Genomic DNA, 6,403 nt, shown 5'->3' with positions numbered 1-6,403 from the left:
TACAAATTTCATCTTGACTCATTTTCATCACTGTATCTTCTTTTAATTTAAGTATGAATATACCAATAAAAAGCCAGCCGATAATATCAAATCGAGCTGGCATTAAAAGTTTTTTTCTTCGTAATCACCTTTCATACAACAAACGATAAATCTGATTACATCACCTATATAATTGTTCGGAATTTCTTTATTCAGATATTCTGGAGTTACAGGTTCTAATTTATCGTCATTATTCTTATTGTAATCATCAATATACTCATTGATCATCCATGATAATATTGTCGAAACATTACTCGAATTAATGACAAAATTATCAATATCATTATTTGATAACTCATTCATTTTATTCAGAGTTTCTAAGTTGAATTTTAAGAAATATTGTTTACCATCAAGTATGAATTCACGCCCTTTTTGTTTTAATATTTCCATATTAAATTCCCTCATTCGCTGGTACTGTTTCTCCAGGTGTACCCAGTATAGATTCAACAAATGCTACGGCTTCTTCTTCCGTGTCAACTGTAACTTCTAATTTCCACTCACCATCATCGTTAGCAAAAATAGTTGCATTGACTTCTTTTGTTTGATATTCCGTTTTGTCTTCTCTTGTTTTGGCTTTTTCTTTAGGTATCGAGAACATGTTTTTTAATAAGACAATTGCTCGGTAAGCGGTGACATTATCTCTTGATACTTCTGAATAAAATCCAATACCAACATACGGGGCTTTATCATTTCGATTAGATACTAGTACATTAAGTTTTTTATCACCTACTGTAACTTCTTTTGTTTTTTGACCTAGAATAAATTGTGATCCTTTATCTACTAAATCATCGACTGTCATTTTAATTTGACCGCCTTTAAAGCTTGTTGATGCCTCTTTGATTTTGTCATTAGCGTACAATTTTGACTCATTCGACTCGATATTTATATCAACGTCAATTAAATCAGCCAACATCATCGCTAATGTATACTTCTTCGCTTCATATCTTGCAACTTGTAAATGTTTAATTCCTACAATAGCCATAAAAAACCTCCTATTTAACTATTTTGTTTACTTCATTTTCATAAACTTCAACCATACGATTTTGAGCTCTAACTCTGCACCTTGATATAGCTCTTCGGATAAATGGATTCTTTCTTCTAAAAGAAGTTCCACTATTAATGCTTGCTGCAAGCATTAAATTTGGTACTCCTTTAGGATATTTTTTAGTTTTAATTGAACCATACCCGCCAAAACTTATTTTTGTATTTATCACACCATACTCATCATCAAATTTTGCAATCCCAAGCCCATTTAATAAATCTTGTTTTTGTGCATCTGTAATTGCAAATGATTCTTTTTTTTCGTTCCCATAGAAAAAATAATCTCTATCATCTAGATTATTAGTTTCTTTTTTTAGTTCATCTGCAATGACACCGGCAGCTTCATATACTGCTTTTCGTGCTATTCGCTCACTTTCATTTCCTAACTTTGATAGTTTCATCTCAAAATCATCAATACCAGTAATTGTTAGTTTAGCCAATTTGAAACTCCCATTCATAATGAATATAACCAGTTTCTAATTCTCGTTGAATAGATACCAATTTAAAATATATCGCTGAATAGCTTAGTTCTTTTTCTATACTGTTAACCATGTTGTCGAATTCAATTCGGGTAAAGAAATCAATTGTTCCGCATTCGATTTCACGAATAATTCTGTTATCAGCAAATGATCTTTCTTTATATTCTTCTGACCAGACAATATACTGGTTCATTTCGCTTCCGTTTTTTTCAAAATGAAACACATTATCTGTAACTCTCAATAAAGCATCTTTTAGGGCATTAAGTTTGTTCATTTGTTATTTCCTCAAGCGATAATACTGTTGATTTGTTTCCATATTCGTCAATATCTAACTGTATTTGAACTATATTGAATAAACTGCCATCTTGTAACGCAATTTGATGATTTTCGGTAACCCATTTTGTGTACTCGATGTTAACGACCTTGGTTATTTTTCTTCCAATTTGCATGGCGTTTGAATATCTCGAAGATCCAACCTTAAATTCTTTATAAAATCTTTCAGCAATTGTTTTCGATTTCAAATTAGGCATATTCCCTGGATCAGATATGTTATCCATTTTGTTTATTTTAAGTTTTCCATCATTTCTAATCGGATATATTTTCTTATTCATACAGTTCCTCGAGTGTGATTAACTCACTTAAAAAATCACTTTCAAATTCATTTGTTGCTCTAGAAAATTGATATCGAACTCTATCCATTAAAATCGACTTTTCGTAAGGTTTGGTATAATCAAATTTATCTGATGTCTTTGTTTTAAAGTATGTTATTGAAGATTTTATAAAGTTGGTTACTTCATTTTCATATATATCATCATCGATACGTAAGTATTGCATAACATCTTTGCATAATTCTTCATCAATAATTATTTCATCCATATCATTCTCCTTAAAATGAGAAAAGTAGAGTTTGATAACTCTACTTTTAACTCAACTTACTTATTTTTTTGTGATGTCGATGCAGGTGTATCGTTTGGAACGTTAATTGTATTAATTGTTTGATTTACTGACGCTTGCTTTGCTAAAGCACTTTCGACCGCAACTTCCACTGCTTCCGCAAATTTTGGATCATCATACACAGGCGTTTCATTTTGTGCCATAAATGCTGCGACAGCCTCACCTACTGTCTTTGTAAGAACAGGTTTATCTTCATCATTTACGATTAATACTCTGTTGACATGAGCATCAAGTTCGGAAATATCAAGAACAATAAATGATTCATTGTCTTTAGGTGTACCATCGCCATATGCTTTAGCAATATATAAATACTCATCCTCAAGCGCTCTAGCTTCACCAAAGACTTCCATCTTGATTGAACTGATTCCTAAATCATAATTTTTACCAATTCCTAGAATTGCTTTGCCACGAGGTAATCCAGCAAGTTGAATTGGTTTTGTTGGGAATGGTAATGTTGATACATAATCACCAGTTGGTGTACGCATTGTCATCGCAGGCATTACTCTTTCAAGATAATCCATTGGATTAGTTAACAAAATAACTTCACTCACTCTGCGCTTACCATTCTTAGTTAACATTGCAATTAACTTACCATATGTGATTGGAAGGAAGTCAGTTACCTTGATTTTAGTTTTCTCTTCATAAGCATCATTAGTTTTCTTAGATAAATCACGATCCATTCCAATTGGTGACTCTTTACCATCACCAGTTGAACATCCAGATTCAAGTACATACAATAAAACTTCAGTTAAAACCGAGCGGATGAATGCTTCAACATAACTTTCGCCCAATTCAACTAACGCTTTTGCTAGTGCAAGAAATGCTGAACCACGTTTAACTGTTGTATCAATACCTTTAATCTCTGCACTAATCTCATTTGAAATTGCTGCTTCAATTTTGCCCCATCCGCCATTTCCAGAATAGTCACCAACAAGAATTTTTAATACACCAGCTGGGTGAATATTGATTGCACTTAAAAATTCACTCGCAGTTTTTAAATCTTCGGTAATTCTATTAATTGTTGTGATTGGAAAAACATCAGTTTGTTTTGTTGTCAGTGCATTTTTAGGGTTTTTAATCGTTTCCATTAAACCTTTGAAGAATACTCTTTCTTCATTTGTTAAGTTGCGTAATCCTAATTCTTGTTTTGCACGATCATCATTGATCGATAATAAAGCTTTATCAAGGAATGATTGACTTTGTTCGGAAGCGATTGTTTCAGCTAATTGTGCAGTAAAATTAGCAATAACTTCTGCACGTTGTTCTGCAGGTGTGTCCGCAAGTAACTTTGGAAAACTTGCCTTTAATTCTTGTGAATTCATTTTTTCGATATCTTTCATCATATTTTTATCCTCCTATAATCTGAAAAATTCATTTAAAAAAGAACCAGCATCATTTGCAGGTTCATCATTTTTATGTTCAATTTGTTTTTCAAGCATTTTCAATTTTTTAACTAAACCATTAAATTGAAATGCTTCCATACTATTCATTACAACATTACTGTCTACAACTTTAGTTGCAAATCCATAAAGAATTGCTTCATCTGGAATAATCCAAGTTTCACCATCAAGTAAATCTTGAACTTCATCTTTTGTGAGTGTCGAATTCGTAATATAAGCTTGTACTATTGGCTCGTTTATTTTTCTTAAATCATCCGCCATTTTTTCAAAATCTTTTGCATTGCCATTACAACCTGACCATGCATTGTGAACCATTAACAATGACGATTTATTCATCACTCGTTCTTTTCCAGCCATGAATATAACTGAAGCAATCGAACACGCAAATCCTTCAACTTGTGTTGTTACAGTTCCTTTGAAATCTTTTAAAAGATTGTAGATTGCTAATCCTTCAGCAACTTCACCACCATAAGAATTAATCCTTACAAGTAAGTTATCTGTAGTGATTTCATCCAATTCCTTTTTAAAATCATAAGATGATACATCACTTTCAATCCATCTCAAACTTGTGATATCACCGAAAATTGTTAATTCCGCACCATTTTCATCTTGTTTAAAATCGTAAAACTTTTTCACTCTATTCACCCCCTTTCATCATATCTGCATATCTCATATAATTCTTTGTTACGAATCTTTCGTTTGCCCACTCTTCATCTATTTGCTCTTCGTTCAAATAACTCATTAGTTCATTTAAACTGAATCCAATTCTGAATAAGCTTTCTAATTTTTGTGCACAACTAAAAATATCAATATATTTAACTTTGTTTCGATAAATTTTGATTTTATTTCCATTCAATACTTTCTTACCATAGTATTTACGGTTACATTCGTCTTCAATAACTTGAATCATCGGATCAATAAAAGTCATTAACGCTACAAATTCATCATCATTTAATGATTCTGCATAGAATATTTTTTTAGGTAGATGCAACCCGATGCAGACAATATCAAACACATCGTTGAGTAAATTTCTTGCATCTCTTGTATCAGAAGTTGCTAAACTTGATTTGTCTTCTAACGTTTTGCCATTTCCAAGTTGAAGAATTGCTGTACCATCTGATTCTACAAACTTTTTAACTGAATCATTTGTCTTAGAAACTTGATCTTCATCATCAGATTTAACATCAACTTTAATACCGCCTATTCCCGTAGCAGCATTATCTTTCTTAAATATCCACTTTCTCGACTTACGCCCCTTTATGTGATTTATTGATGAAGATAGCAGTTTACCATAATGACTATATAAATCATTCATCAGTTTATTAATATTTTCATTCTTTAAATCAAACAAAAAAACATCCTCTTCTAAGAATGTTTTATATACTTGATTACCATTTGTATAAATGTTTGAATATGTCTTTTGACTAAATATACTATTTGGTTCATTCATTGTATAAGAATCTGCTAAATAAAATTCATTATTTAATTGAAATACTAGTGCACCATCTTCAATTAGTGCCTTATGAAATACTTTTCTCCAAAAAGATGAAGCATTTTCGTTTTTGTTTGGTTCAACATTAAACAAATACCATGTATCAGATTTATTCAAAGAATTATTTTTGTATATTTTAAATTCGCATTTAGATAGGAGCGAAGCAATAATGTCAATGCCTGCATTAATCGCAAATTGTAGTGCCTTCGTCTCGATATACTGATCTGAAACTATATAACTATCACCTGTTTCAATTCCACTTCTTTTTAAAAACTTAAAGTTAAGATTAAACATCCATTCTCCTTTCTACTTTATAAAAGAGATTCATCATCTTCATCAACAATTAAATTAGGTAATTCATTAATCATCGATTCACAATGTACAAGTCCCATAAAGCCATCGTTTTTCCTTGTTTCTGAATTGATTTTAAAATATTCTTTGTTTCCATTAGGATGTGTCTTAACACCTGTATTATTCACAAACCAATTCATCGTTCTATCATTTCCCCATCGATATAATCCATTCTCGAATTTTACATCGATTTGAGGTGCAACTTTAGAGTGTGTAAATGTTCCACTTCGAACTAGTATCAGTCTGCCATTTTGATTTTCTCTGCTTCGTGGATAAATTCCGTATTTTTCAAAGCTATTTTTAAACAAACTATATCTAAATGTATCCATGACAATATAATAAATTTCATACAATCTTGTTTTATCAATGATATAGTCGACTATCACATCAGGATCAATTGTTGGTGTTGTTACTGTCGTTATTTCTCCACGTTCAACCGCTGAATCAATATCATATTTGATCGAATTAGCGGTATCAGAGTTTAGATTAAACCAAGAATGATGATCTATATCGAAATACTGTTCGTTTGGTATTTCAAATATAACAGATGCAAAGTCTCGAATTTCTGCATAGTCAATTCCACAAATACATAATTTTCCTTTAACATCACCTATAGGAACATTACAACGCATAATGTTTTCCCATGT

At 31.4% G+C, this 6,403-nt stretch carries 9 protein-coding genes and 1 pseudogene; all 10 read right to left on the bottom strand.

The window, feature by feature from the left end; all coding sequences use genetic code 11:
• Positions 1–102 precede the first annotated feature (102 nt).
• Positions 103–429 carry a hypothetical protein gene (locus RR430_RS08130; RefSeq protein WP_332488579.1) on the bottom strand — a complete coding sequence of 109 codons (327 nt, stop codon included), beginning with the start codon at positions 427–429 and terminating at the stop codon, positions 103–105.
• Position 430: 1 nt separating this feature from the next.
• Positions 431–1,021, bottom strand: coding sequence for a major tail protein (locus RR430_RS08125; protein ID WP_332488580.1), 591 nt, complete (start codon positions 1,019–1,021; stop codon positions 431–433).
• A 10-nt stretch (positions 1,022–1,031) separates the two neighbouring features.
• Positions 1,032–1,520, bottom strand: coding sequence for an HK97-gp10 family putative phage morphogenesis protein (locus RR430_RS08120; protein WP_332488582.1), 489 nt, complete (start codon positions 1,518–1,520; stop codon positions 1,032–1,034).
• The gene (locus RR430_RS08115; protein WP_332488583.1) at positions 1,513–1,833 is read right to left on the bottom strand and encodes a hypothetical protein; all 321 of its coding nucleotides are present in this window, start codon (positions 1,831–1,833) and stop codon (positions 1,513–1,515) included. The genes RR430_RS08120 and RR430_RS08115 overlap by 8 nt, the downstream gene beginning before the upstream one ends.
• Positions 1,820–2,170: a phage head closure protein gene (locus tag RR430_RS08110; protein ID WP_332488584.1), complete on the bottom strand. Its 351-nt coding sequence runs from the start codon at positions 2,168–2,170 to the stop codon at positions 1,820–1,822. The genes RR430_RS08115 and RR430_RS08110 overlap by 14 nt, the downstream gene beginning before the upstream one ends.
• The gene (locus RR430_RS08105; protein WP_332488585.1) at positions 2,163–2,435 is read right to left on the bottom strand and encodes a hypothetical protein; all 273 of its coding nucleotides are present in this window, start codon (positions 2,433–2,435) and stop codon (positions 2,163–2,165) included. The genes RR430_RS08110 and RR430_RS08105 overlap by 8 nt, the downstream gene beginning before the upstream one ends.
• 56 nt (positions 2,436–2,491) lie before the next feature.
• Positions 2,492–3,856 carry a hypothetical protein gene (locus RR430_RS08100; RefSeq protein ID WP_332488586.1) on the bottom strand — a complete coding sequence of 455 codons (1,365 nt, stop codon included), beginning with the start codon at positions 3,854–3,856 and terminating at the stop codon, positions 2,492–2,494.
• A gap of 12 nt (positions 3,857–3,868) precedes the next feature.
• On the bottom strand, positions 3,869–4,549 hold the full coding sequence (locus RR430_RS08095) for a head maturation protease, ClpP-related (RefSeq protein ID WP_332488587.1): 681 nt from the start codon (positions 4,547–4,549) through the stop codon (positions 3,869–3,871).
• 1 nt (position 4,550) lies between these two features.
• Positions 4,551–5,699 (bottom strand): phage portal protein, encoded by a 1,149-nt coding sequence (locus tag RR430_RS08090; RefSeq protein WP_332508906.1) that lies wholly within the window; start codon positions 5,697–5,699, stop codon positions 4,551–4,553.
• A gap of 17 nt (positions 5,700–5,716) precedes the next feature.
• A pseudogene (locus tag RR430_RS08085) lies at positions 5,717–6,403 on the bottom strand (hypothetical protein); the annotation flags it as partial.

This window comes from Anaerorhabdus sp. (assembly GCF_036641015.1).
In the GTDB taxonomy this organism is placed as follows: Bacteria; Bacillota_I; Bacilli_A; order Erysipelotrichales; family Erysipelotrichaceae; genus Anaerorhabdus.
Note: the sequence above shows the minus strand (reverse complement) of the source record. Positions and strands in the feature narration are given on the sequence as shown.

Excerpts from the sequence above, each read along its gene's own strand:
- RR430_RS08130 (WP_332488579.1), bottom strand. The coding sequence starts at position 429 with ATGGAAATATTAAAACAAAAAGGGCGTGAATTCATACTTGATGGTAAA.
- RR430_RS08125 (WP_332488580.1), bottom strand. The coding sequence starts at position 1,021 with ATGGCTATTGTAGGAATTAAACATTTACAAGTTGCAAGATATGAAGCG.
- RR430_RS08115 (WP_332488583.1), bottom strand. The coding sequence starts at position 1,833 with ATGAACAAACTTAATGCCCTAAAAGATGCTTTATTGAGAGTTACAGAT.
- RR430_RS08110 (WP_332488584.1), bottom strand. The coding sequence starts at position 2,170 with ATGAATAAGAAAATATATCCGATTAGAAATGATGGAAAACTTAAAATA.
- RR430_RS08105 (WP_332488585.1), bottom strand. The coding sequence starts at position 2,435 with ATGGATGAAATAATTATTGATGAAGAATTATGCAAAGATGTTATGCAA.
- RR430_RS08100 (WP_332488586.1), bottom strand. The coding sequence starts at position 3,856 with ATGATGAAAGATATCGAAAAAATGAATTCACAAGAATTAAAGGCAAGT.
- RR430_RS08090 (WP_332508906.1), bottom strand. The coding sequence starts at position 5,699 with ATGTTTAATCTTAACTTTAAGTTTTTAAAAAGAAGTGGAATTGAAACA.